General features: G+C 73.6%; 21 protein-coding genes. 13 read left to right on the forward strand and 8 right to left on the reverse strand.

Annotated elements, in window-relative coordinates; all coding sequences use genetic code 11:
- The first annotated feature begins 169 nt into the window (after window positions 1-169).
- Both TPA0908_RS22170 and TPA0908_RS22175 read left to right on the forward strand, forming a co-directional pair.
- Window positions 170-1,585: a CBM96 family carbohydrate-binding protein gene (locus tag TPA0908_RS22170; protein ID WP_281940824.1), complete on the forward strand. Its 1,416-nt coding sequence runs from the start codon at window positions 170-172 to the stop codon at window positions 1,583-1,585.
- Between the two features lie 73 nt (window positions 1,586-1,658).
- Entirely contained in the window at window positions 1,659-2,096 is a 438-nt protein-coding gene (locus tag TPA0908_RS22175) for a VOC family protein (protein ID WP_281940826.1), read from the forward strand.
- 88 nt (window positions 2,097-2,184) lie between these two features.
- On the opposite strand, the gene TPA0908_RS22180 is transcribed toward TPA0908_RS22175, so the two are convergent.
- A complete protein-coding gene (locus TPA0908_RS22180) occupies window positions 2,185-2,724 on the reverse strand; it encodes a hypothetical protein (RefSeq protein ID WP_281940829.1) in 540 nt (179 codons plus the stop codon).
- A gap of 597 nt (window positions 2,725-3,321) precedes the next feature.
- Between TPA0908_RS22180 and TPA0908_RS22185 the strand changes: the two genes are divergently transcribed.
- The 3 genes from TPA0908_RS22185 to TPA0908_RS22195 all read left to right on the forward strand — a co-directional run bounded on the left by TPA0908_RS22185 (window position 3,322) and on the right by TPA0908_RS22195 (window position 5,932).
- Window positions 3,322-4,470, forward strand: coding sequence for a helix-turn-helix domain-containing protein (locus TPA0908_RS22185; protein WP_281942652.1), 1,149 nt, complete (start codon window positions 3,322-3,324; stop codon window positions 4,468-4,470).
- Between the two features lie 135 nt (window positions 4,471-4,605).
- Window positions 4,606-4,770: a hypothetical protein gene (locus TPA0908_RS22190; RefSeq protein ID WP_281940831.1), complete on the forward strand. Its 165-nt coding sequence runs from the start codon at window positions 4,606-4,608 to the stop codon at window positions 4,768-4,770.
- Complete coding sequence (locus TPA0908_RS22195; protein WP_281940833.1) at window positions 4,760-5,932, forward strand: helix-turn-helix domain-containing protein; 1,173 nt, start codon at window positions 4,760-4,762, stop codon at window positions 5,930-5,932. The genes TPA0908_RS22190 and TPA0908_RS22195 overlap by 11 nt, the downstream gene beginning before the upstream one ends.
- Before the next feature lie 51 nt (window positions 5,933-5,983).
- Here TPA0908_RS22195 and TPA0908_RS22200 read toward each other — a convergent pair whose 3' ends face one another.
- Window positions 5,984-6,586 carry a hypothetical protein gene (locus tag TPA0908_RS22200; protein ID WP_281940835.1) on the reverse strand — a complete coding sequence of 201 codons (603 nt, stop codon included), beginning with the start codon at window positions 6,584-6,586 and terminating at the stop codon, window positions 5,984-5,986.
- A gap of 307 nt (window positions 6,587-6,893) precedes the next feature.
- Between TPA0908_RS22200 and lanKC the strand changes: the two genes are divergently transcribed.
- From lanKC to TPA0908_RS22230, 6 genes are all read left to right on the forward strand, one after another.
- Complete coding sequence (gene lanKC / locus TPA0908_RS22205; RefSeq protein WP_281940838.1) at window positions 6,894-9,443, forward strand: class III lanthionine synthetase LanKC; 2,550 nt, start codon at window positions 6,894-6,896, stop codon at window positions 9,441-9,443.
- A 75-nt stretch (window positions 9,444-9,518) separates the two neighbouring features.
- On the forward strand, window positions 9,519-9,638 hold the full coding sequence (locus TPA0908_RS22210; RefSeq protein ID WP_281940840.1) for a SapB/AmfS family lanthipeptide: 120 nt from the start codon (window positions 9,519-9,521) through the stop codon (window positions 9,636-9,638).
- Between the two features lie 41 nt (window positions 9,639-9,679).
- A complete protein-coding gene (locus TPA0908_RS22215) occupies window positions 9,680-9,799 on the forward strand; it encodes a SapB/AmfS family lanthipeptide (protein WP_091302793.1) in 120 nt (39 codons plus the stop codon).
- A 41-nt stretch (window positions 9,800-9,840) separates the two neighbouring features.
- Window positions 9,841-9,960, forward strand: coding sequence for a SapB/AmfS family lanthipeptide (locus TPA0908_RS22220; RefSeq protein ID WP_091302793.1), 120 nt, complete (start codon window positions 9,841-9,843; stop codon window positions 9,958-9,960).
- A gap of 64 nt (window positions 9,961-10,024) precedes the next feature.
- On the forward strand, window positions 10,025-11,692 hold the full coding sequence (locus TPA0908_RS22225) for an ABC transporter ATP-binding protein (RefSeq protein ID WP_281940841.1): 1,668 nt from the start codon (window positions 10,025-10,027) through the stop codon (window positions 11,690-11,692).
- Window positions 11,689-13,503, forward strand: coding sequence for an ATP-binding cassette domain-containing protein (locus TPA0908_RS22230; protein ID WP_281940843.1), 1,815 nt, complete (start codon window positions 11,689-11,691; stop codon window positions 13,501-13,503). The genes TPA0908_RS22225 and TPA0908_RS22230 overlap by 4 nt, the downstream gene beginning before the upstream one ends.
- Here the strand turns inward: TPA0908_RS22230 and TPA0908_RS22235 are convergent.
- The 3 genes from TPA0908_RS22235 to TPA0908_RS22245 form a co-directional block, all read right to left on the reverse strand.
- On the reverse strand, window positions 13,399-14,010 hold the full coding sequence (locus TPA0908_RS22235) for a response regulator transcription factor (RefSeq protein ID WP_281940845.1): 612 nt from the start codon (window positions 14,008-14,010) through the stop codon (window positions 13,399-13,401). The two genes, TPA0908_RS22230 and TPA0908_RS22235, sit on opposite strands and share 105 nt — an antisense overlap.
- 114 nt (window positions 14,011-14,124) lie before the next feature.
- Window positions 14,125-14,757: a response regulator transcription factor gene (locus tag TPA0908_RS22240; protein ID WP_281940846.1), complete on the reverse strand. Its 633-nt coding sequence runs from the start codon at window positions 14,755-14,757 to the stop codon at window positions 14,125-14,127.
- Window positions 14,758-14,865: 108 nt separating this feature from the next.
- The gene (locus TPA0908_RS22245; protein WP_281940848.1) at window positions 14,866-16,257 is read right to left on the reverse strand and encodes an aminotransferase-like domain-containing protein; all 1,392 of its coding nucleotides are present in this window, start codon (window positions 16,255-16,257) and stop codon (window positions 14,866-14,868) included.
- On the opposite strand from TPA0908_RS22245, the gene TPA0908_RS22250 reads away from it, so the two are divergent.
- Window positions 16,256-17,218 carry a DMT family transporter gene (locus TPA0908_RS22250; protein WP_281940850.1) on the forward strand — a complete coding sequence of 321 codons (963 nt, stop codon included), beginning with the start codon at window positions 16,256-16,258 and terminating at the stop codon, window positions 17,216-17,218. The genes TPA0908_RS22245 and TPA0908_RS22250 overlap by 2 nt on opposite strands.
- Window positions 17,219-17,232: 14 nt before the next feature.
- On the opposite strand, the gene TPA0908_RS22255 is transcribed toward TPA0908_RS22250, so the two are convergent.
- Genes TPA0908_RS22255 through TPA0908_RS22265 form a run of 3 tightly spaced genes read right to left on the reverse strand, consistent with a single transcriptional unit; the run spans window position 17,233 to window position 18,733 of the window.
- Window positions 17,233-17,640, reverse strand: coding sequence for an arsenate reductase ArsC (locus TPA0908_RS22255; RefSeq protein ID WP_281940852.1), 408 nt, complete (start codon window positions 17,638-17,640; stop codon window positions 17,233-17,235).
- On the reverse strand, window positions 17,637-18,374 hold the full coding sequence (locus tag TPA0908_RS22260; protein ID WP_281940854.1) for an aquaporin: 738 nt from the start codon (window positions 18,372-18,374) through the stop codon (window positions 17,637-17,639). Before TPA0908_RS22260 ends, TPA0908_RS22255 begins: the two co-directional genes overlap by 4 nt.
- Window positions 18,371-18,733: an ArsR/SmtB family transcription factor gene (locus TPA0908_RS22265; protein WP_281940855.1), complete on the reverse strand. Its 363-nt coding sequence runs from the start codon at window positions 18,731-18,733 to the stop codon at window positions 18,371-18,373. The genes TPA0908_RS22260 and TPA0908_RS22265 overlap by 4 nt, the downstream gene beginning before the upstream one ends.
- Window positions 18,734-18,813: 80 nt before the next feature.
- Between TPA0908_RS22265 and TPA0908_RS22270 the strand changes: the two genes are divergently transcribed.
- The gene (locus tag TPA0908_RS22270) at window positions 18,814-19,230 is read left to right on the forward strand and encodes an ArsI/CadI family heavy metal resistance metalloenzyme (RefSeq protein WP_107155641.1); all 417 of its coding nucleotides are present in this window, start codon (window positions 18,814-18,816) and stop codon (window positions 19,228-19,230) included.
- Window positions 19,231-19,305 lie beyond the last annotated feature (75 nt).

Consider the following 19,305-nt stretch of genomic DNA (forward strand, 5'->3'; position numbering starts at 1 on the left):
GGGCCCCTTCCTAACGCCTCCGGCAGAGAAGGGGCCCCTTCTCACACGCCAGCCGGGAGAGAACGCTCCCGGCTGGCCCCGTGTTCCGGCCGTGGGGTGGGGTCGAGCGTGACCGGGCCGGGTCGACGTGGTGACGTTCCGTTAACGGCGGTCCGGATGTACTCCACGGATGCACCTCCGTACCCGGCTCGTTCCGTCCCGGACCACCGGGACCACCCGCACCATGCTTGCCGCGATCCTCAGCTCGGTCATGGTCGGCGCACTCCTGACCGTCGGCTCGTCCGCCGAGGCGGCCATCACGACCCATGTCTTCGCCGCCACCAACGACAGTTACGTCAACGCCGCCGCGCCCACCACCAACTACGACACGTCGCCGCGGCTGGCGGTGGCCGCGGGTCCGGCCCGGATCTCGTACGTGAGCTTCACGGTCACCGGTCTGACCGCACCGGTGGTGCACGCCCGGCTGGTGATGCACACCAGCAGCGCGAGCTACGCGGGCAGCCTCACCGGCGGCACGATCGAGCGCACCGGCGCGAACTGGGTCGAGACGACGTTGACCTACGCCAACCGCCCGCCCACGATCGGTGCGCCGTTGTCGAAGTTCGGCATCGTCAAGCCCGACCGCTGGTACGAGACCGACGTGACCGTCGCGGTGACCAACAACATGGTGGTCAGTTTCGCCATCTCCTCCAGCGACCCGGACGGCGCCTACTACGACGCCCGGGAGAGCGCCGAGAACTGGCCGCGGCTCGCGGTCGACACCGGCGTGCCCCCCAGCCCCGACAACATCCTGCTGGCCGCCGGGGACATCGCGGGCTGCACCACCAACCGGGACGAGGAGACCGCGCAGATCCTGGACCGCCAACCGGGCACGGTGGCCACGCTCGGCGACTCGGTCTACGAGTCCGGCACCACCGCCGAGTTCGCCAACTGCTACCAGCCGACCTGGGGACGGCACAAGGCCCGTACCCGTCCGGCGGTGGGCAACCACGAGTACCTCACCGCCAACGCCGCCCCCTACTTCGCCTACTTCGGGGCGGCTGCGGGCCCCGCCGGACTCGGCTACTACTCGTACGACCTGGCCGGTTCCTCCGACTGGCACATCGTCGTGCTGAACTCCAACTGCGCCAAGGTGGGTGGCTGCCAGGCGGGCTCCGCCCAGGAACGGTGGCTGCGCGCCGACCTCGCCGCCCACCCCAGCCGCTGCACCCTGGCCTACTGGCACCACCCCCTGTTCAGCTCCGGGGAACGGCAGGCGCCCAACGTGCTGCCGCTGTTCCAGGCGCTCTACGACGCCGGCGCCGAGATCGTGCTCAACGGACACGCCCACCAGTACGAACGGTTCGCCCCCCAGTCACCGGACCGGACCGCCGACCCCGCCCGGGGCATCCGAGAGTTCGTGGTGGGCACCGGTGGCCGCTCCCTCCAGTCGAACTTCGGCACCGTGGTGCCCAACAGCGAGGTACGCAACGGCACCACCTACGGCGTCCTGCGGCTCACCCTCTACAACGGCGGATACGACTGGCGTTTCCTGCCGGTCACCGGACAGACCTTCACCGACGGCGGCAGCGGCACCTGCCACTGAACCCGGGCAGCCATGTTCACGAACCAGCGGCTGGCCGGCCTCCACCGGGACTCAGCGGCCCTACAGAGTGGCGATGTCCGAACAATGGTCGTTGACCGTCGACTGCGCACGTCCGCGCGAACTGGCTGCGTTCTGGTGCCTGGCGCTGGGGTACGTCCCGGCCTCACCTCCGCAAGGGTTCGACACCTGGGAGGCGTGGCTGATTCATGTCAGGGTTCCCGAGGACGAGTGGGACGACGCCGCCGTCATCGCGGACCCGGGCGGCGTTCGGCCCCGCGTGTCGTTCCTGCGGGTGCCGGAGCAGAAGGTGGTCAAGAACCGCATGCACGTCGACATCCAGGTCGGCGGCGGCCGGCAGGAACCGTTGGAGGTGCGCTGGCCGCGGGTCCAGGCGGTGGTCGACAAGCTGGTGGCGGCGGGCGGGGTGGTGCTCCGGGTGGACGAACCGGACGGTACGCCTGACCACGTGACGATGGCCGACCCGGAGGGCAACGAGTTCGACGTCCTCTGACGACCTCGTGCGTGGTAGCGGGCGAGGTCGGCGGGGAGTTGCCGAGCACGGCGGGGTGGCCCGGTCCGGACCGGGCCACCCCGGAGGATCACTCGGGGATGACGAACTGGGCGGTGCTTGTGGTGTCGTAGTTGACACCGTTCTTCTCGGCGTGGTGGGTGCAGTTCACGGTGACCGTCCGGGACTGGGCGGGGACCCCACTGACCGGGACGGTCGGCGACCAGAAGGTCACGTCGACGAGCGCGCCGTTGTTCTCCGAGTCATAGTCGTTGGTGGAGTAGCTGAGTACGGTGGCGGAGCACCGGACGTTGATGTAGTTGGCGTCCACCCGGTCGTTGCTCCAGGTGGCAAGCCGCGAGTAGGCACGGACCTTGACGCCGCCGACGCGGAACGGCCAGGCTCCCTCGTGGCCGACGCTCTCTCGTTCGATGACGCCCTGCAGGTTGTACGCCGGTGAGGACGGAGGCGGCGGCGTGCCGGGGCCCGGATCGCCGGTCCCGCCCCCACCCCCGCCGTCGCAGTTGAGAGAACAGTCGGGTTCCGAGGCGTGCGCCGGCATTGTTACCGCGCCGGTGGCCGTGAGGCAGGCCAGCAGGGCGATTCCGACGGTTGCAAAGCGTTTGAGCACGTCATCTCCTGTCGGTGGACGCCCGAGAAAAATCGACCCCCGTGGCGCGTGATCGGAGACGTAGGCTATCGCCGCCATTTTCGAAAAAGCAATAGATTCTGATCGGTACGGCCGCGGCGAGAACACCGTCCTATCCGGCTCGCCGATGATCGACCCACATCTTTGCTGGTCCAAAGCCCGCTATCAAATGCTGACCGTTGTTCAGCCGGCCAGAAGAAGCCATTCGGCGGAGTTCTTTTTGGTCCTATAGTGTTGGTTGCACCGGGCGTGCGACGGAGGATGATGATTGCCTGGGCTGGCGGGATAATTCGGGTTAAGTGACCTGCTGTTCCACGCCGTAACCATCCTCCACGACGCTCCGAAAACCTGATCGCGACCGCCTTAGCCTCGACGAAGACGTCAGCTTCACCCGGCGACGACATCGGTTCCCTCCACGGGCACAGACTCGCGGCTCCACACCACTGCGTGGATGTGACCCTTGTCGGCGCATTCGGTGTACCGTCCACTGTTGCCAGCCCGCCACCAAGTTGTGGCATGGTCGCTTGTCGTGTGGGAGCGCCGCTGATGCCTCGTCGTCCGATCCCCGCCGATCCGTCGATCGGTGACCGCATCCGAGCCCGCCGCGAGCTGCGCGGGTGGAGCATCCGGTACGCGGCCAGCCGCGCCGGCATCTCGCACACGTCCTGGTCCCGGATCGAGCGGGGTCAGCAGCGCACCGACCGCTACATGATCGTGGATCTGGCCGCCGCGCTCGAATGTTCGGCGGTCGACCTGACCGGGCAGGCGTACACGCCGGCCGACCGGCAGCTCGACGCCGCGCGCATCGACGCCGAGCGCCTGTGGCGGGCCATGATGGACAATCCCATGGGCGTACGCTCCGACACCACGGCCGTGGTCGAGCAGGTGCGCCGTGAGGCAGCCCTTGTGCGGGACCTGTACGGACGGTGCGACTACGCGGGCGCGCTGCGGCGGCTCGTCGATCTGGTGCCGGCCATGCACGGTCTGGCCGATCGCCGGGCCGCGTTGACGGAGATGGTCCCGCTGTACGGCGTCGCGATGGGCGCACTGCTCAACGTGAGCTATCCGGCACATGCCTGGCTGGCGGCGGAGCGGTGTGCCGAAGCCGCCGGGCTGCTCGACGACCCGGTCGCGGTCGGCGTGGCGGCGGCCAACCGGGCGCGGGTGTCCGCCTACTCGGGGGCGTACCGACCGGCGCGGGCATGGTGCGACGCGGCGGCGGCCGACCTCGCGGGCAGTGCGGCGCAGGGGGCGCTGGATGTGCTGGGGTTCCTGCACCTCGCGCGGGCACTGCACCTCGCCGGCCTACGTGACCCCGCCGGCGCGCAGGACCATCTCGTCGAGGCGGGGCTGATCGCCGCGCGCACCGGGGAGACGGACAGTTGGGACCTCGCCTGGGGGCCACGGAACGTGGCGCTGTGGCGAATGGCGTTCCTGCTCGACACGGGCCGCCCGGAGGCGGCCATGGCGACGGCGACCGGAGTGGACCTGACCGGCCTGCCGCCGGTGCGGCAGGTGTACTTCTGGCTCGACATGGGACGTGCTGCCGAGGCGGTCGGCCGGGATCGTGAGGCGGTGCGGATGCTGCTCGCGGCCGAGCGCGTCGGCCCGCAGCACGCTCGCTCGTCGGTCGCCGCCCGCGAGACGGCGCGGTCGTTGCTGCGCAGGGGAGCAGCATCACCCGAGCTGCGGGGCCTCTGTGAACGAATGAGCCTCACGACGCAGTAGTGGTGCGTAGGCGTTCCAGTCGATCCGCACACATTCCGTAGCGTCCCGATCACAGGGATGCGGTGATCCGCTCGCGTCTCCTTCCGGCGCGACGGTGGCGAGCCCATCGCCGTGCCCTCATCGAAGGGACCACCGATGGGCAACCGACGTGATCAGGGAGACAGCCGAGGCGAGCAGGCGGAAGCCGCCGAGCAGGAGGCCGCTCGGCAGCGGATCATCGCGCAGGCCGAGGCGGACCGAACACCCGTCGAGGACACCACCCGCGCGGTGCCGGATCGGCGGTGGCGTCGTGACCGGTGAGCGGGTGCCGATCGGCCGACGCGTCGCCTACCTGCGGGTGCGCCGCAAGCTCTCCCAGCAGACGTTCGCCGACCGGCTGGGCAAGTCGAAGAGCTGGGTCGACAAGGTGGAGCGCGGCGTACGTTCGCTGGAACGGGTGTCGACGATCTGGGAGATCGCGGCGGTGCTGCGGGTCGACGCGGCGACGCTGCTCGGCCACGACGTCCGGCCGGCCGAGGTGGCTGAGCGCGGCGAGGGCGTGGCGCGCATCCGGGCGGCCCTGTCCACGTACGGCATGACGGCCGGCCCGGACACGTCGCCGGGCCGGTTGGCTCAGGCCGTGGCGCACGCCTGGGACACCTATCGGCACGCCCGCTATCCGCAGCTCATGGAGCAGCTCCCGGCGTTGCTCACCGATGTCCAACGCGGGCAGGCGCGGAATCCGCAGGCGGGGCGGACGGCGGTGGTGGACGCGTACCGGGTCGCGGCGGCGCTGCTGACCAAGCTGGACGAAGCGAGTCTCGCCTGGCTGGCCGCCGACCGGGCGATGGCGGCAGCGGCGGGGGACCGGGTCCTGTTGGCCTGCGCGGCGGTGCAGCTCGGGCCGGTGCTACGGGCGTCGGCGCGGGCACGGTCGGTGCTGTTGGCCGCCGCGTACCGGGTCGCGCCGCGCGACAGCGATTCGGGTACGCCGCAGGAGCTGTCGCTGTGCGGGACGCTGCTGGCGCAGGCGGCGTTGACGGCGGCGCGGGCCGGTGACGGGCGTGCCGCCGGTGACCTGTTGGACGAGGCGGCGGAGATGGCCGCCCGGGTGGGCGACGGGCACGACCATTGTCGGACCGCGTTCGGGCCGGCGGCGGTGGACGTGGCACGGGTGGTCGCCGCCGTGGAACGGGGCGACGGTGCGGAGGCGGTGGCCCGGCACGAGGCGGCGATCGCGGGGGACGGGTGGCGGTGGCTGCCGCTGGAGCATCGCGCCGCGCATCTGGTGGACGCCGCGCGGGCGTACCTCATGGTGGGTGACGCCGAGCGCGCGGCGAAGGCGCTGGCCCGGGCGGAGCGCCTCGCGCCGGCCGAAATCCGCCACCGCCCCATGGCGCGCGACCTGGCCGCGCGGGTCGCCTGTCACCCGGATGCGGTGCCGGTGATCGCACCACTCGCGCACGGTCTTGACATGCGCTGAGCCCGTCCGGGAGCCCGACCACCGTGGTTCCCTGCGATGCCTACCCGGGCGTCACGCGGCCGTTTCCGTCATGGCGCTGCGCACCTCGTGGAACTGGGCCGTCCGGTCGCCCTGTGGTCGGGACGAGACGAAGGCGACGATGCCCAGGGTCTGGTCGTCGGCCCAGGCGCAGACGACGAGATGGCTTCCGTCGCCGGAGCGTCCCTGGCCACATCGGGCCGTGCCGCCAAGTTCCCCTGGTTCGACCGGTTTGGGTGACTCGATGCGGTACGGCTGGAGGGAACGGTCGATCAGCCCGGGCCCGTCGGTGACGGTGCCGGAGACGCCGGTGATGTAGACCATGTCGGCGTCCGGGTCGTCGTTGCCGTACGCCCAGCCGACGGCGCTGGTCACGGGTGCGACGTCCCGCTTCAACGTGTCGAGGTGTTGCTTGGCCGCGCCGGTGGCCACGCGGCTCATGCTCTTCGGCAGGCCGAGCAGCGTGTCCGGCATCCGGAGCTTGCGGACGGGCTGCGCGGGTGACGGCGGGGCCGCAGGTGTCCGTGGCGTGGCGGGCTCCGAAGCGCAGCCGGCGGCCAGGAACAGCGTGGCCAGCAGCGCGACAGCGCCGAACGCTCGGGACGGTCTTCTGGTGGTGTTCGACATCGCGGTCACGTCCGTGGAGCGTACGGCGCTCGGTGCGGCGCCGTTGTCGGGGTAGGACAGTAGCCGTTCATCGATCTTGGAGTTGTGGCACCTCCGATAAGGAGCGAAACCGGCATACCGTGGCACCGCAAGTCCAAGATCGACGAAAGCGGGCCGCGCAGGGACTGGTCACGCGGCATTCGTGAGTTCAAACTCCGCTGTTGTCACGACTTCGCAGGGTGAAACTCATCGGTGGGTCGTGACTTGTCGCACTGGGCCCGCGCCTCCGCCATCCGCAGGATTGACGTCAACCGATCAGCCGGTGGAGGCAACCGAAATGGACGAACGGTACGACTCGTACTGCGCGGTCGATCCGCTCTTCTACGACTCGCTGGCCGGCACCACGGCCGACGCGGACGCCTACCCGACCGGCCCGGTGCCGGAGGGCTGGGAGTGCGAGGTCAAGGACGACTGGCTGATCCACGGCCCGGTCGGCGGGACCCTCCCCGCGCAGGGCTGGAAGATCCACGTGTCGGCGCGGCTCGACAACGCGGAGCGCGTGCTGGCCCGGGTGGCGGACTACTGCCGGCCCCGTGGCATCGCGTTCAAGCACCTGCGCGGCCCGCGGCTGCTGCTCATGCGCAACAGCAAGTACGCCCGGCGCGGCGCCAGCGGGAAGTTCGTCACCGTCTACCCGCGTGACGACGCCGAGCTGGAGCTGACCGCCAAGGAACTCGCCGACCTGCTCGACGGCGAGACCGGGCCGTACATCCTCAGCGACCTGCGCTACGGCGACGGCCCGGTGCACCTGCGCTACGGCGGCTTCGCGGCCCGCTACTGCGTCTCCGACGACGGGCAGACCGTGCCGGCGATCGAGAGCCCGGACGGCACGCTGGTGCCGGACCGGCGGGACCCGGTGTTCCACGTGCCGGAGTGGGTGACGCTGCCCGACTTCCTCGCCCCGCACCTGGCCGCCCGGAACGCGGCCAGCACCACCGACCTGCCGTACCGGATCGAGAAGGTGATCCACTTCTCGAACGGCGGCGGCCTCTACGAGGCCCGCGACACGCGGACCGACCAGCGGGTGGTGCTCAAGGAGGCCCGGCCGCACGCCGGACTGGACGCCACCGGCACCGACGCGGTCACCCGGCTGCGCCGCGAGGCGCAGACGCTGCGCCGGCTGGCCGACGTGCCGCACCTGGTCCGGGTGCACGACGAGTTCGAGTTCGGCGGGCACGAGTTCCTCGCCCTGGCGTACGTCGAGGGCCGGCCGCTCAACCAGGTGGTGGTCGAGCGATACCCGCTGGTGCACCTCGACGCCGACCGGGCCGACTACACCCGCTGGGCGCTCGACGTGCACCGCCAGGTCGCCGAGGCGGTCGCCGCCATCCACGCGCACGGCGTCGTCTACGGCGACCTGCACATGTTCAACATCATGGTCGGCGACGACGGCGCGGTGACGCTCATCGACTTCGAGGTCGCCGCCGACGTCGCCGAGGCGACCCGGCCCGCGCTGCGCAACCAGGCGTTCGCCGCGCCCCGCGACCGCACCGGCGTCGACGTCGACAGGTACGCGTTGGCCTGCCTGCGGCTCGCCCTGTTCCTGCCGCTGACCGCGATGCTGCGGCTGGCTCCGGCCAAGGCGGCGCACCTGGCCGACGTGATCGCCGAGAACTTCCCGGTGCCGCGCGAGCTGCTGGACGAGTCGGTCGACGTGATCGGGGGCGGCCGACCGACGGACCTGCGCCGCGCGGTCACGATCGACCCGGACGACTGGCCCGGTCTGCGCGACCGGCTCGCCGAGGCGATCACCGCCAGCGCCACCCCGGAGCGCGACGACCGGCTCTTCCCCGGCGACATCCGCCAGTTCGCCGGCGCCGACGGCGGCCTCAACCTCGCGTACGGCGCGGCCGGGGTGCTCTGGGCGCTGCACGTCAGCGGCGCCGGCACCGACCCGGCGCACGAACGGTGGCTGATCGACCGGGTCCGCCAACCCGCCTCCGGCAGCCGGCTCGGCTTCTACGACGGGCTGCACGGCATCGCGTACGTGCTGGACCTGCTCGGCCACCGGGACGAGGCGCTGCGCCTGCTCGACCTCTGCCTCGACCAGCCCTGGACCGAACTGCGCGACGACCTGACCGGCGGGCTGTCCGGCGTCGCGCTCAACCTCGCCCACTTCGGCGCGCTCACCGGCGAGCGGCGCTACGCCGACGCGGCCCGGCAGGCCGTCGACGTGGTGGTCGGCCGGCTCGGCGACGTCGACTCGGTCGCCGAGATCAGCGGCGGGCGGCACCCGTACGCCGGGCTGGCCCGGGGCGGGGCCGGCGTGGCGTTGATGCTGCTGCGGATGTACGAGCGGCACGGCGACGCCGAGCTGCTCGACCACGCGGGCACCGCGCTGCGCCAGGATCTCCGCCGCTGCGTCCGCCGCGACGCCGGGCACCTGGAGGTCAACGAGGGGTGGCGGACCATGCCCTACCTGGCCGAGGGCAGTGTCGGCATCGGACTGGTGCTCGATCACTATCTGCGGCACCGGCCCGACGACGAGCTGCGCGACCAGGCCACCGCGATCCGCCGCTGCGCCGACTTCCCGTTCTACGCGCAGTCCGGGCTCTTCGCCGGCCGCGCCGGGATCGTCGCGTACCTCGCCGAGCGGGGGGAGCGGGACGCGGCCCGGGAGCAGGCCCGGCTGCTCGGCTGGCACGCGTTGCCGTACCGGGACCGGACCGCGTTCCCCGGCGACCAACTGCTGCGACTCTCCATGGACCTGGCCACCGGCACCGCCGGCGTGCTCGCCGCGCTCACCGCCACCCGGCCGGACGACGCGCTCCACCTGCCGTTCCTGACCCCGCTGCCCGGCGCGACGCGCGTCGCGGGCGCGGACTGAACGGCCACCGAACCCCCCGGTTCCCCCGGGGTGACCCGAAGCCACCACCCGAGACGTGGAATGAGGTGAATTGACATGGCTCTGCTCGACCTCCAGGGGATGGAGCTGCCGGCCGCCGAGCGTACCGGCGGTGGCAGCAACGCCAGCCTGCTGCTCTGCGGCGACAGCTCGCTGAGCGTCACCACCTGCAAGTGACCCATCCGACCATCGACGTCACGAGAGAAAGAGGAACCGACATGGCTCTGCTCGACCTCCAGGGGATGGAACTGCCGGCCGCCGAGCGTACCGGTGGTGGCAGCCAGGCCAGCCTGCTGCTCTGCGGCGACAGCTCGCTGAGCGTCACCACCTGCCACTGACCTACCCGATCATCGACGTCACGAGAGAAAGAGGAACCGACATGGCTCTGCTCGACCTCCAGGGGATGGAACTGCCGGCCGCCGAGCGTACCGGTGGTGGCAGCCAGGCCAGCCTGCTGCTCTGCGGCGACAGCTCGCTGAGCGTCACCACCTGCCACTGACGATCAGTCGCTTGGCCCCGGGCCGGCTCACGCCGGTCCGGGGCCCGCGCCCGTGGGAGGCCCGATGACCCCCGCCGACCGGCTCGCGTTGCGCGCCGTGGCGTTCGCCGGCTGGTGGACGCCGGTGCTGGCGGTGCTCGCCGTCACGGAGGCGGCGGCCCAGCTCGCGCTTCCCGCCGTGCTGGGTCGGGCGGTGGACGCCGCCGTCGACGCCGCGCCGCAGTCCCCGCCCGGCCGGTGGCTCGCGGTGGTCGTCGCCCTGGTGCTGGTGCTGATCGGCGCGCGGGCGGCCCACGACTACGGCACCGGCGCGGCCGGCGCCCGCTCGGTCGCCGCGCTGCGGCACGCCCTGATCCGCCACCTGTTCGCGCTCGATCCGCGCACCGTGGGCCGCCGGCCGGTGGGTGACCTGGTCGGCCGGCTGGTGGGGCAGGTCGCCGACGCCGGGCAGGCCGCCCCGACGGCCGTGCTGGCCGGCAGCGTGCTGCTGCCACCGCTGGGCAGCCTGGTCGCGCTCACCCTGCTCGATCCCTGGCTCGGCCTGACGTTCGTGGTCGGGCTGGTGCTCCTGGCCGTGCTGCTGCGGCGGTTCGTCAGCGAGGCGTCCGGCGCGGTCGCCGGCTACCAGCGGGCCCAGGGCGACCTGGCCGGACGACTGGTCGAGGCGCTCGCCGGGGCACGGACGATCACCGCCGCCGGCACCGCCGGGCACGAGGTCGAGCGGGTGCTCGCGCCGCTGCCCGAGCTGCGCCGCCACGGCCTGCGTACCTGGCGGGTGCTCGCCGGCGCGGCGGCCCGGGGCGCCCTGCTGAACCCGCTGCTGCAACTGGCGGTCGTCGCCGTCGGCGGCTGGTCCCTGTCCGCCGGTCGGCTGACGCCCGGGGAACTGCTGGCCGCCCTCCAGTACGCCACGATCGGCGCCGGACTGGGCGCCGCGATCGCCGCCGTCAACACCGCCGTGCGGGTCCGTGCCGGCTGCGGCCGGGCCGCCGAGATCCTCGACGAGCCGCCCCGCCCGCCCGGCGGCCGGGACCTGCCGCCCGGGTCGGGCCGGCTGGAGCTGAGCGGCGTGGAGGTCCGCGACGACGCCGGGCGTCCGCTGCTCGACCGGGTCGACCTGCGGGTGCCCGGCGGCACGCTCCTCGCCGTCGTCGGGCCGTCCGGCGCCGGCAAGTCGCTGCTCGCGGCCGTCGCGGGCCGGCTGCGTGATCCGGACGCCGGCGAGGTACGCCTGGACGGCGTGCCGCTGCCGGAGTTGACGCCGACGGCGCTGGGCCGGGCGGTCGGCTACGGTTTCGAGCGGCCGGTGCTGGTCGGTGACACGGTCGGCGCGGCGGTCGGCTGCGGCGGCGACCCGGTGCCGCTGGCCCGCGCCGCCGAGGTCGACGACGTGGTGCAGCGGCTGCCCGAGCGTTACCGCACCCCGCTGGCCGGGCTCGCCCTCTCCGGCGGCGAGCGGCAGCGCCTCGGGTTGGCCCGCGCGCTGCGCGCCGAACGGCTGCTGATCCTCGACGACGCCACGTCCAGCCTGGACACGGTGACCGAGCACCGGGTGGTGGACACGCTCACCGGCCGCGACGACAGGCGTACCCGGGTGGTGGTGAGCCACCGGGTCGGCACCGCGGCCCGCGCCGACCTGGTGGCCTGGGTGGACGGTGGCCGGGTACGCGCGGTCGCCCCGCACCGGGAGTTGTGGGACGACCCGGCGTACCGGGCGGTGTTCCGGTCGTGACCACCGTCGGCGCGGTGGTCCGCGCGGAGCTGTCCACGCGACGCCGTCCGCTGCTGCGGCTGGCCGGCTGGTCGCTGGCCGAGGCGCTGCCGGCGGCGTTGAGCGGCCTGCTGACCGCCCGGGCCGTGGACGGCGGCTTCCTGGCCGGCCGGCCCGGTGTCGGGCTGCTCTGGCTGGGCCTGCTGGCGCTCGCGGTGCTGGTCGGCGCGCTCGGCACCCGGCAGGCGTACGGGCTGCTGGGCGACGTGGTGGAGCCGTTCCGGGACGACCTGCTGCGGCGGGTCGTCGCGGGCACGCTGGCCGGCGCGAGCGACGGACGGGTCGACGACGCGGCGGTGACCCGGCTGACCCACCAGGTGGAAATGGTCCGGGACACCTGGGCCGGCCTGCTGATGGTGGTCCGGGGCTTCGTGTTCGCCGCCGGCGCGGCCGTGGTCGGCCTCTGTTCCCTGGCGGTCCCGGTCGCGCTGCTGGTGACCGTGCCGGTCCTCGCCGGCCTGCTGCTCTTCGTCGCGGCGTTGCCGGCGATGGTGGTCCGGCAACGCGACTACGTCCGGGCCGGTGAGCGGCTCGGCCGGGACGCGGTGGTCGCCGTGAGCGGCCATCGTGACGTCCTGGTCAGCGGCACCGGGGACCGGGTCGTCGGCTGGCTCGGTGGGCACGTCGACGCGCAGGCGCGGGTGGAGCGGCGGCTGGCGACCATGGCCGCCGCGCGCAGCCTGAGCCTGGCCGTCGGCGGGTGGCTGCCGGTGCCGGTGCTGCTGCTGGCCGCGCCGTGGCTGCTCGGGCGCGGTCTCGGGGCCGGCGCGCTGCTCGGCGCGCTGGTCTACGTCGTGCACGGCATCCAGCCGGCGCTGCACACGCTGTTCCAGGGGGTGGCGGCCGGTGGCCTGCGCTTCGTGGTCACCCTCGACCGGCTGCTGCGCACCTGCGTACCCCCGGGGGAGAGCGGCGTGGCGACGGCGGCGCCGCCGCCCGATCCGGCCGCGCCCGCGCTGTCGCTGCGGGCGGTGACGTTCCGGTACGGGCCGCACGCCGCGCCGGTGCTCGACGGCTTCGACCTGACCGTGCCGGCCGGCGACCACCTGGCAATCGTCGGCGCGAGCGGGATCGGCAAGTCCACACTGGCGGGGCTGATGGCCGGCGTGCTGTGCCCCGACTCGGGCACGGTCCGCGTCGCGGGCACGCCGACCGGCGTGGCGACGCCGGCCGAGCTGGCCGCCCGCCGGGTGCTGATCCCGCAGGAGGCGTACGTGTTCACCGGCACGGTCCGGGACAACGTCCGCTACCTGCGGCCCGACCTGGACGACGCGACGATCCGCCGGGCGGCGGACCGGCTGGGCCTGGCCGAGCTGGTGGCCCGGCTCGGTGGCCTCGACGCGACGCTGCGGCCGGCGGGGCTCTCCGCCGGGGAGCGCCAGCAGGTGGCGCTGCTGCGGGCCTGGCTGTCGCCGGCGCCGTTGCTCATCCTCGACGAGGCGACCTGCCACCTGGACCCGGCCACCGAGGCGCGCCTGGAAATGGCGTTCGCCGCCCGGCCCGGCACCCTCGTGGTGATCGCGCACCGGATCAGCTCGGCGGTGCGGGCCCGGCGCGTGCTGCTGCTCGACGGCGGGCAGGCCCACCTGGACAGTCACCACGGGCTGCTGGCCGGTTCGGCAGCGTACCGGGAGATGGTGGGTTACTGGGAGGGCGGCGGCGACCGGTCAGATCCAGCAGGACTCCCGGGCGGTCCGCACCGCTTCCCAGCGGGTCCGGGCGCCCGTCTTGGCCATGATGTGGGAGAGGTGGTTGCGGACCGTGCCCGGTGAGACGCCCAGCTTCTGGGCGACCTCGCGGACCGGCAGGCCCTCGGCGACCACGTCCAGCACCTCCCGCTCCCGGGGGGTCAACGGATTGTCGGCCACCTCGAGCGCGGCGACGACCAGGTCCGGGTCGAGCACGACCTGACCGTCGGCGATCTGCCGGACCCCCTCGGCGATCCGTTCGGGCGGCACGTCGTGGTTGAGGAAACCGATCCACCCGCGATGCTCGGCGAGCATCGCGCGCAGCCGCCCGGCCCGCCGCTGGTCCACCAGCACCAGCAGCCGGCCGCCGTGGCTGCCGTCGGCCGCGGCGGCGAGCCGGGCGAGCTGGTTCACCGGTACGACGTCGACGTCGACCACCGTGACGTCGGGGCGTTCGCCGAGCAGCGCGGCCCGGACGGCGTGGGGAGTGTCCGCCTCAGCGACCACGTCGATGTCGCCCTGGGCGGTCAGCAGGTGGGCGAGCGCGCCCCGGACCAGCCGTCCCTTGAGCGCGAGCAGCGTGCGGACCATGTCGTCTCCCTGCCATGACCCCCGTCTTCCTGACCTATCGTGAACAACTGATAACCAGCCGTCAGGAATCTTATTTAAGTCACTGTGCCGACGACACCCGGTGTCGGCCTGTTGTCAGATCCAGCCGGCCTCCTGGGCGCGTTGCACCGCCTCCCAGCGGTTCCGGCCGCCGGTCTTGCGCAGCAGGCTGGACAGATGGTTGCGGACCGTCCCGGGAGCGAGGTGCAGCACCGCGGCGATCTCCCGGCTGGGCAGACCCTTCGCGGCGGTGGCGGCCACCTCCCGCTCCCGCTCGCTCAGCGGGTTGACCACGGTGTCCAGCGCGGCGACGGCGGTCAGCGGGTCGATCGCGCGGCGCCCCTGGGCGACGGCCCGCAACTGGGTGAGCATCTCCTCCGGTGGCACGTCCTTGGCGACCACCCCACGCACGCACAGGTTCAGCACCAGTCGCAGCACCCGGGCGCTCGGCCGGTTCGTCAGCACCACGACCGCGCAGTCCGGCGCGGCGGCGCGCAGTGCCGCGACCACCGTCGCCGGCTCGTCCTCCGGGTTGAGGTCGAGCAACGCCAGGTCGGCGCGGCGGCACAGGCCGCCGGCGTCCGGGTCGCCCTCGGCCACCACCTCGAAGTCGGCCGCCGCCGCGACCACCCCGGCCACCAGCGTCCGGCACAGGCTGGGTGCGCCGAGCACGGCGACCCGGATCGCTGGTGTCGGGCCGGTTGCCGATTCGCTACGAGTATCGTTCACGGGACTACTGTGCCCGACACACCGTAACCGGTCACCCCCTGTGCTGTGCGTTTCCGGCGCGATCCCGCCATGTGGTTGCCGCCGGGCGTGGCGGGGTCGGGCCGGGCGTCAGCGTCCGAGTGCGACGGCTAGCCGGCGGACCGCCTCGTCCATCATCTCCGGCCGGGCGGCGGCGTAGGTGAGGCGCAGGTGCGGCGCGGGCGGTTCGGCGGCGTACCAGGGTCGCCCGGGGAACACGGTGACCCCCTCGGCGGCGGCCCGCGCGGTCACCGCGACGTCGTCGGCGCCGTCCGGCAACCGGACCCACAGGTGCAGGCCGCCGCGGGGGACGTCGGGCGGGGTCAGCGCCGGCAGGTGGCGGTCCAGCGCCGCGAGCAGCGCGTCCCGGCGGGCCCGCAGCTCCTTGCGCAGCGTACGGCGGTGCCGGTCCCAGGCCGGCGCGGCGAGGAACTCCAACGCGGCCTGTTGCAGCGGCCCGGCCACGAAGAAGTCGTCGAGCAGCCGGGCGGCGCGCAGGCGTTCCCCGGCCGGCCCGCGCGCGCCCAGCGCGGCGATCCGCAGGCCGGGGGCGGCCGGCTTGGTCAGCGAGCGCAGGTAGACCACGTGTCCGTCCGGGTCGTCGGCGGCCAACGGTGGCGGCGCCTCGCCGTCGATGGTCAGGTCCCGGGCGTAGTCGTCCTCGACCAGGAACGCGCCGGCCTCGCGGATCGCGGTCGCCACCTCGGCCCGCCGGGCGGGGCTGAGCGTCGCGCCGTGCGGGTTGGCGTGCAGCGGCTGGCAGTAGAACAACCGGGCGCCGGTGCGGGCGAACGCGGCGGCGAGCTGGTCGGGGCGGACCCCGTCGGCGTCGGCGGGCACCGGCACCACCCGCAGCCCGGCGGCGTGCGCGGTGGCCAGCGCGCCCAGGTAGGTGGGGGACTCGACGAGCAACGTGTCGCCGGGCACGGTGAGCGCCCGCAGGGTGGACGCGAGCGCGGCCTGCCCGCCCGGGCAGATCACCACGTCCTCGGCGCGCAGGCCGCCGCCGGTCTCGCGGGCGAACCAGGCCCGCAGGTCGGCGCGCCCCTCGACCGGGCCGCGTTGCCACGCCGCCGGGTGGCGGGCCGCGCGGGCGAGCGCCGCGCCGAGCGCGACGGCCGGCTGGAGTTCCGTGTCCAGGTAGCCGCCGGTCAACGGGATGGCCCCGGCCGGCGGCAACGCCAGGAGCGCCTGCATCTCCTCGCCGCCGGAGCGCCGGGAGCCCAGCGCGACGGTCTGCCAGGACAGGTCCGGGCGGGGCGGGTCGACGCGCCGGGCCGCCACGAACGCGCCCCGCCCCGACCGCGTCTCGACCAGCCCCTCCGCGACGAGCCGCCGGGTCGCCTCGGCGACCGTCACCGGGGAGGCGTGGTGGTGGGCGGTCAGCTCCCGCACCGACGGCAGCCGCGTCCCGGGCGCGGTGGCCCGCACCAGCGTACGCAGGTGGTGGACAACGCGGTCGGTAGCGCTACCATCATTCATGACGGAACAGAGTAGCGCTACTGAACCCACGACGGTAACGGCCCGGCCGGGCGCCGGTGTCGCGCTCGGCGCGCTGGGTGTGCTGGCGTTCAGCATGTCGCTCCCGGCCACCCGCGTCGCCGTGCACACGCTCGACCCGTGGTTCGTCGCGTTCGGACGGGCCGTCGGCGCGGCGCTGCTCGCGGCGGCGTACCTCCGCCTGACCCGGGCCCCGCGCCCCACCCCGGTCCAGTGGCGGCGACTGGCCGTCGTCGCGCTCGGCGTGGTCGTCGGCTTCCCGCTGTTCACGTCGCTCGCGCTCACCACGCAGACCTCCGCGCACGGCGCGGTCGTCGTCACCGTGCTGCCCGCCATGACGGCGGTCTTCGCGGTGCTCCGGGCCGGCGAACGACCGCCACCGCTGTTCTGGCTCGCCAGTGCCGCCGGGCTGGCGCTGGTGCTCGCGTTCCTCGCCGCCGGCGGTTCGATGCGCGGCACGCTCTCCCTGGCGGACCTGTTCCTGCTCGCCGCCGTCGTGCTGTGCGGCCTCGGGTACGCCGAGGGCGGCGTGCTGGCCCGTCAGCTCGGTGGCGCCCGGACGATCTGCTGGGCGTTGCTGCTCTCGCTGCCGGTCACGATCCCGGTCACGGCGGTGGCCGCCGCCGCCCACCACCCGCGGGCCGGTGCCGCCGGCTGGACCGCGTTCGGCTACCTCACGCTGGTCTCGATGTTCCTCGGCTTCTTCGCCTGGTACGCCGGGCTGGCCCGGGGCGGCATCGCCAAGGTGGGGCAGATCCAGCTCGTCCAGCCGGTGCTCACGCTGGTCTGGTCGGCGTTGCTGCTCGGCGAGGCGATCACCCCGGCCACCGTCGCCGTGGCCGGGGCGGTGCTGGCCTGTGTGGTGCTCATCCAACGCACCCGGGGCGCCGCCCGCCCCCGCGACCACGCCCCGCCCCACCCCGAACGGGCCGGTCAGCGGTAGTGCCCGGGCGTCGGCTAGGCCGGAACGTCGAGCGTGCTGATCAGGTGCGCCACCCGCTGCCGGATCTCGTCGCGGACCTGACGGACGACGTCCAGCGACCGGCCGGCCGGATCGGTGAGCTGCCAGTCCTCGTAGCGTTTCCCGGGGAACACCGGGCAGGCGTCGCCGCACCCCATGGTGACGATGACGTCGCTGGCCTCGGCGGCGTCCCAGGTGAGCCGGGCCGGCGTCCGGTCGGTGATGTCGATGCCGACCTCGCGCATGGCCTCGACGGCGACCGGGTTGATCCGGTCGGCGGGTTCGCTGCCGGCGGAGCGCACCTCGACGGCGTCCCCGGCGAGGTGGCGCAGCCAGCCGGCGGCCATCTGGGAGCGGCCGGCGTTGTGGACGCAGACGAACAGGACGGTGGGTTGGTGACTCATCGGGCTTCGGTCTCCGGGGTGAGGTGGGGCACGACCACGGCGTCGGCGTCGTCGCCGGCGTGGGGGTACCAGAGGGCGAGCGCGGCGACGGCGACCAGACCGCCGACGACCTGGGCGACCAGGAAGCCGGGCACCGAGGCCGGGGCGATGCCGGCGAACGTGTCCGAGAACGCCCGGCCGACCGTGACGGCCGGGTTGGCGAACGAGGTCGACGAGGTGAACCAGTAGGCCGCGCCGATGTACGCCCCGACCGCGGCCGGCGCGGCGGCGGTGCGGCCGGAGCGGGCCAGCGCGAAGATCAGCAGGACCAGGCCGGCGGTGGCGACCACCTCGGCCAGCCACAGGTGCCCGCCGCTCCGGTCGGTGCGGGACCAGGCCATCGCCGGCAGGTCGAACATCAGGTGGGCGAGGACGGCGCCGGTGACCGCGCCGGCGGTCTGGGCGATCGCGTACGCGGCGAGGTCGCGCCCGGTCAGGCCGGTGCCGGCGCGGCGGCCGAGCCACCAGTCGACGGCGGAGACGACCGGGTTGAGGTGCGCGCCGGAGACCGGGCCGAACGTCAGGATGAGCGCGCCCAGGGCGAGGGCGGTGGCGATCGCGTTCTCCAGCAGTTGCAGCCCGGTGTCGGTGGGGGACAGCCGGGTGGCGGCGATGCCCGAGCCGATGACGGCGGTGACCAGCAGCGCGGTGCCGGCGAACTCGGCCGACGCCCGCCGGGACAGGGGGAGGCTCACGCCGGGTGCCCGTCACCGGCGGCGGCCGTGGTCTCCAGCAGCGCGCCGAGCTGCCGGAGCGCCTCGGGCCGGACGCGGTACCAGACCCAGGTCCCGCGCCGGTCGGCGTCGACCAGGCCGGCCTCGCGGAGGACCTTGAGGTGGTGCGAGATGGTCGGCCCGGACAGGTCGAAGGCCGGGGTGAGATCGCAGACGCAGATCTCCGGCACCGAGGCGATCATCGACATCAGCCGCAGCCGGATCGGGTCACCCAGCGCCTTGAACAGGGGCGCGATCACCGCGGCCTGATCGGGCCCCAGGGGGCGGGCCGCGATCGGGGCGCAGCAGGCGACCGCGTCCGGGGTCGCTTGTTTTGACATACGTCTAGCTTGACAGATGTCGAAACAGGCGGCAACCTGGGGGCTGCTTCGACAGTCATCTAGACAAGGAGAAAGTCGCCATGTCCCGAGTCCAGCTCGCCCTGCGCGTGTCCGACCTCGAAGGCTCCGTCGCGTTCTACGCCAAGCTGTTCGGCGTCGAGCCGGCCAAGCGTCGCCCCGGCTACGCCAACTTCGCCATCGAGAACCCGCCCCTGAAGCTCGTCCTCCTCGAGGGGGAGGCCGAGCAGCCCACCGCGCTGGACCACCTGGGCGTCGAGGTGCCCAGCACCGACGAGGTCGACGCCGCCACCCGTCGCCTGACCGACTCCGGCCTCGTCACGCTGGCCGAGAACGACACCGAGTGCTGCTACGCGTTGCAGGACAAGGTGTGGGTGCGCGGCCCCGGCGACGAGCGCTGGGAGGTCTACACCGTCAAGGCCGACTCGCCACGGCTGGAGAAGCCCGCCGAGAACGCCTGCTGCGCCCCCGCCGCCTAGGGGATGTCGTCCACGGACCCGGCGCACGCCTGTGCGCCGGGTCCGCAGTAGTGCAAAAAACCTGCAAACGCCAGC

Origin of the sequence: Micromonospora sp. AKA38, assembly GCF_027925725.1 — a bacterium.
Classification (GTDB): Bacteria; Actinomycetota; Actinomycetes; order Mycobacteriales; family Micromonosporaceae; genus Micromonospora.

Bases quoted from the DNA above. Each gene is read 5' to 3' on its own strand.
- TPA0908_RS22225 (WP_281940841.1), top strand. From the start codon at position 10,025: ATGACCCCCGCCGACCGGCTCGCGTTGCGCGCCGTGGCGTTCGCCGGC.
- TPA0908_RS22255 (WP_281940852.1), bottom strand. From the start codon at position 17,640: ATGAGTCACCAACCCACCGTCCTGTTCGTCTGCGTCCACAACGCCGGC.
- TPA0908_RS22215 (WP_091302793.1), top strand. From the start codon at position 9,680: ATGGCTCTGCTCGACCTCCAGGGGATGGAACTGCCGGCCGCCGAGCGT.
- lanKC (WP_281940838.1), top strand. From the start codon at position 6,894: ATGGACGAACGGTACGACTCGTACTGCGCGGTCGATCCGCTCTTCTAC.
- TPA0908_RS22190 (WP_281940831.1), top strand. From the start codon at position 4,606: ATGGGCAACCGACGTGATCAGGGAGACAGCCGAGGCGAGCAGGCGGAA.
- TPA0908_RS22175 (WP_281940826.1), top strand. From the start codon at position 1,659: ATGTCCGAACAATGGTCGTTGACCGTCGACTGCGCACGTCCGCGCGAA.
- TPA0908_RS22245 (WP_281940848.1), bottom strand. From the start codon at position 16,257: ATGAATGATGGTAGCGCTACCGACCGCGTTGTCCACCACCTGCGTACG.
- TPA0908_RS22220 (WP_091302793.1), top strand. From the start codon at position 9,841: ATGGCTCTGCTCGACCTCCAGGGGATGGAACTGCCGGCCGCCGAGCGT.
- TPA0908_RS22265 (WP_281940855.1), bottom strand. From the start codon at position 18,733: ATGTCAAAACAAGCGACCCCGGACGCGGTCGCCTGCTGCGCCCCGATC.
- TPA0908_RS22210 (WP_281940840.1), top strand. From the start codon at position 9,519: ATGGCTCTGCTCGACCTCCAGGGGATGGAGCTGCCGGCCGCCGAGCGT.
- TPA0908_RS22250 (WP_281940850.1), top strand. From the start codon at position 16,256: ATGACGGAACAGAGTAGCGCTACTGAACCCACGACGGTAACGGCCCGG.
- TPA0908_RS22235 (WP_281940845.1), bottom strand. From the start codon at position 14,010: ATGGTCCGCACGCTGCTCGCGCTCAAGGGACGGCTGGTCCGGGGCGCG.
- TPA0908_RS22270 (WP_107155641.1), top strand. From the start codon at position 18,814: ATGTCCCGAGTCCAGCTCGCCCTGCGCGTGTCCGACCTCGAAGGCTCC.
- TPA0908_RS22170 (WP_281940824.1), top strand. From the start codon at position 170: ATGCACCTCCGTACCCGGCTCGTTCCGTCCCGGACCACCGGGACCACC.